Source organism: uncultured Clostridium sp. (genome assembly GCF_937920395.1).
In the GTDB taxonomy this organism is placed as follows: domain Bacteria; phylum Bacillota; class Clostridia; order Clostridiales; family Clostridiaceae; genus Clostridium_AD.
Genome location: NZ_CALEVF010000298.1, coordinates 1 through 2866 on the forward strand (window position 1 = coordinate 1; position 2866 = coordinate 2866).

At 30.7% G+C, this 2866-nt stretch carries 4 protein-coding genes; 2 read left to right on the top strand and 2 right to left on the bottom strand.

The genetic code is table 11. The features are described from left to right. Both Q0649_RS18975 and Q0649_RS18980 read right to left on the bottom strand, forming a co-directional pair. Positions 1–295 (bottom strand): DUF4158 domain-containing protein (locus Q0649_RS18975; RefSeq protein WP_298845640.1); only part of this gene is annotated, 295 nt, incomplete at its 3' end. Positions 296–313: 18 nt separating this feature from the next. Next, positions 314–880, bottom strand: coding sequence for a tyrosine-type recombinase/integrase (locus Q0649_RS18980; protein WP_298845642.1), 567 nt, complete (start codon positions 878–880; stop codon positions 314–316). A gap of 915 nt (positions 881–1795) precedes the next feature. On the opposite strand from Q0649_RS18980, the gene Q0649_RS18985 reads away from it, so the two are divergent. Beyond that, entirely contained in the window at positions 1796–2017 is a 222-nt protein-coding gene (locus Q0649_RS18985) for a hypothetical protein (protein WP_298845644.1), read from the top strand. Between the two features lie 36 nt (positions 2018–2053). Further along, positions 2054–2866, top strand: an 813-nt coding sequence (locus Q0649_RS18990) for a nuclease domain-containing protein (protein ID WP_298845645.1), incomplete at its 3' end; no start/stop codon positions are given.

Genomic DNA, 2866 nt, shown 5'->3' on the forward strand with positions numbered 1-2866 from the left:
CAGCATACAAATTAAATACCTCAGGCTCTAAATCTAATTGATCCGCAATATATTTGACAACTGAATAAAGAATATTTTTAATGTTAGATATAGAACAGCCTGGATATCTAAGCAAAGCTAGTTGCAGAGCAAATCCTAATTTGTTAAAATCTTTTCTGTGTTTGTTTATTATTTCAATATCATCAATTGATAACATATAAAATACACTCATTTGATGTTCATCACCTTCAAATGGAATACTTATAAGTGCTTCTCTTTGTTGCTGAGTAAGCAACTCTCTTCTGTTTAAAATCATATACAAACTACTCCTTTGTTAAAATTGAACTAAGCTATAAAGTTCATCCTTAGCCCCCTGATCTATTCCTATGTATCTTAATGTGATTTCCTGGCTACTGTGATTGAATGTGTCCATAATTAGACCTATATTATATCTGCTTACTTTGTAGGTCCAATAACCCCAGGTCTTTATTAAAGAATGGGTACCGAAGTTTTCTATACCTATGCTTACAGCTGCATTTTTTAATAATCTATAGGCTTGTGTAACACTTATATGCTCATTTAAACCCTTTCTACTTCTAAAGATATAATTATTGTGTCCAAGCTTATTTTGTTTTATATAGCTACTTAACGCTATTTTAATGCTGTCATTAAGCTTTATTTTCTTTTCTTTATTTGTCTTTTGCTCCTTTAGCACAAAATAATCTTTGAAATTAAACTTTTCCGTTAGAATATCACTTACCTTCACCTTAACTACATCGCTTATTCTAAGTCCAGTGTTTAACTGGAACTTGGCCATAATCCAGTCCCTTTCATTCTTTCCTTTTAAAAAAGTAAGAAAATCATTTATCTTCTTTTTATCTTTTATGGGTTCTACTATCATAAATTCACTCCTAAAAAGTGTCCTAAAGGGCACAAATTCAATGTACTATATTTATAATATATCACAGGAAACAATACATTCAAATACACAATAAGAAAAAAGGCTTTAGTTAAATCTACTATAAGCCTTTATATATCAACGCTTTATGCTGTTTTTACGAATGTATGATTTTAGTTAAAATCGTACATTTACCTCCTTTTGCGTGAACCATTGAATTATAAGGATTGTTAAGCCTTTAGTTAAATTTAACTGAAAACTAACTCAATATGTTTATTATGAGCAAAATGATTTTTTTGCTTTTTTTAATGAGTATAGTAAAATATAGTTCGATTGAAGTATACCGTAAACGAACGTGAACTAACAGCATTAAAAGTAGCATTAGATGGTGGGGAATATACATATAATCGGTTTGTTTTAAATGTGGACTTTAAACGAACGGATTAATATAATAAGGAGTGTAAATATATTCTAGCGATAGCTGTTTACTTGTTTACTTGAATATTGCATTTTAAAAGAATGCCTATTTCTAAGCTTTTCTTAATTTTTTGTTGCTTTTTACTTTGACAGAAGGAATTCAAGTCTACAAATTGATCACCACATTTAACCATCTCGTTATATTGAATTTATGTATAATTGTATTATTTTTTACGAATATTGACACAATAACCTATAAACAGTAAACTTATGCTGTAATACCTTTTTAATATTATGTAAAACTGTATTATAAATAATTTTCAGGAGGCTATATATATGTCAATTACACCTATTTCTCCAATTATCAACTTGCCAGTCATATCTGAGTCCGTTAATATTGATATTGCACCTACAAGTTAATATGGACAAGCTTATGATGTTGCTCGCATCACCACTATCATCCATTTAGCTGCTCCACTAGCAATCGCGCAAAAGTTTTTATTGCCTAAGTCAGATGAGTTGTGGTCAGCTAAAATGACAACTGAAGATGGTACTGAACTTCAATACACATTAGACGGAGTCGATGCAGGTGCATTAGAAAAATTAAAGGCAGATTATAAGTCGAAATCTGATTTATATTTATCAGATCCATCTAATGACATTAGAGACATACTAGCAATTTCAGTCGCAGGCTCCTTCAAAAAATCCCCCGGGGGGATGTGAACAAACCATGAATATGAGCCATTTTGCTGACTATTGATGCTTCAAAAAGGATTAAGCATTAATAGTAATATATTTTCATTATCAATGAAGGAACTTAGTCTACTATATGAGTATTGGTGTTTTATTAAGATAAATTCGCTACTTAGAAAGAGATATAAGCTAATAAGTACAGATTTTATAACTATTAATAGAACTGGAATATTTGTATCACTTAAAAAAGGCGTAACGTCTACATTGGTATATGAAAACCCTAATACAAAGGAAACCTTTAAGGTCAGTTATAATGCATTTAAATCACGAAAAACTAGTAACTTAGGTTCTAGAACTGAAGGTAGCAAAACAGTAACGCAAAAGCCTGATAACATGTTATCTATAAATAAAATTGGTAGTGATAAGGCTTATGAGTTTGTATTTGACGCAAAATATAAGATAGACACATCAATAGAGTACCAGAAAAGTTATGGTGGCATTGGACCTAAGGAAGAAGACATAAACACCATGCACAGGTACAGAGATGCCATTATATATAAAAATAATAAAACTGGGGCCTATAACAATTGTGTTTTTGGAGCATTTGTATTGTTCCCATATAAGGATGAAGAGGAATACAAAAACCATGATTTTTATAAGAGTATAGAAGAAGTAAATATAGGTGGCATTCCATTTCTTCCATCAACTACTGGGCTCATGGAAGAGTTTTTAGATAATTTAATAAATGAATCCTCATACTCAACCTTTGAAAGATCACTTGAGCCTATAGGGCGAGAAAATTATATAAAAGATGAATACTTTAGGGACAGAACAGTTCTTGTAGGATCGCTTAGAAATAAAGAGCAACTAGAAATAAAT

What these genes read in the sequence shown, in the direction of transcription:
- Q0649_RS18980 (WP_298845642.1), bottom strand. Translation starts at nt 880, where the DNA reads ATGATAGTAGAACCCATAAAAGATAAAAAGAAGATAAATGATTTTCTT.